Genomic DNA, 777 nt, shown 5'->3' with positions numbered 1-777 from the left:
GTTTTACGCAGAATGGCAAGCAGCACTTTAAACTGTCGCTTGGTCAGATCTGCGCCCGAATAAGCCTCAAGCAGCATATTTGATAGTCTGGCGTAACCATCATCGAGATCTGCCACATTACGCTCCTGTCCGGCAAAGTTACCTCTGCCGAAGTTGAGTATTTTTGCTGTATTTGTCATAATGACTCCTGTTGATAGATCCAGTAATGACCTCAGAACTCCATCTGGATTTGTTCAGAACGCTCGGTTGCCGCCGGGCGTTTTTTATTGGTGAGAATCGCAGCAACTTGTCGCGCCAATCGAGCCATGTCGTCGTCAACGACCCCCCATTCAAGAACAGCAAGCAGCATTGAGAACTTTGGAATCCAGTCCCTCTTCCACCTGCTGATCTGCGACTTATCAACGCCCACAGCTTCCGCTGTCTTCTCAGTTCCAAGCATTGCGATTTTGTTAAGCAACGCACTCTCGATTCGTAGAGCCTCGTTGCGTTTGTTTGCACGAACCATATGTAAGTATTTCCTTAGATAACAATTGATTGAATGTATGCAAATAAATGCATACACCATAGGTGTGGTTTAATTTGATGCCCTTTTTCAGGGCTGGAATGTGTAAGAGCGGGGTTATTTATGCTGTTGTTTTTTTGTTACTCGGGAAGGGCTTTACCTCTTCCGCATAAACGCTTCCATCAGCGTTTATAGTTAAAAAAATCTTTCGGCCTGCATGAATGGCCTTGTTGATCGCGCTTTGATATACGCCGAGATCTTTAGCTGTCTTGGTT

The 777-nt window shown here is 45.4% G+C and carries 3 protein-coding genes; all 3 read right to left on the bottom strand.

Annotated features, from left to right (window positions below; all coding sequences use genetic code 11):
• Nucleotides 1–179, bottom strand: a 179-nt coding sequence (locus CSC62_RS17380) for a replication protein (RefSeq protein ID WP_211369039.1), incomplete at its 3' end; no start/stop codon positions are given.
• Between the two features lie 32 nt (nucleotides 180–211).
• Nucleotides 212–505, bottom strand: a complete 294-nt coding sequence (locus tag CSC62_RS17375; RefSeq protein WP_000251069.1) for a CII family transcriptional regulator — start codon at nucleotides 503–505, stop codon at nucleotides 212–214.
• Nucleotides 506–623: 118 nt separating this feature from the next.
• On the bottom strand, nucleotides 624–777 hold a 154-nt coding region (locus tag CSC62_RS17370; RefSeq protein WP_134636752.1), incomplete at its 5' end, for a Cro/CI family transcriptional regulator.

This window comes from Pseudoxanthomonas jiangsuensis, from assembly GCF_010093185.1.
Lineage (GTDB): Bacteria > Pseudomonadota > Gammaproteobacteria > Xanthomonadales > Xanthomonadaceae > Pseudoxanthomonas > Pseudoxanthomonas jiangsuensis.
Note: the sequence above shows the minus strand (reverse complement) of the source record. Positions and strands in the feature narration are given on the sequence as shown.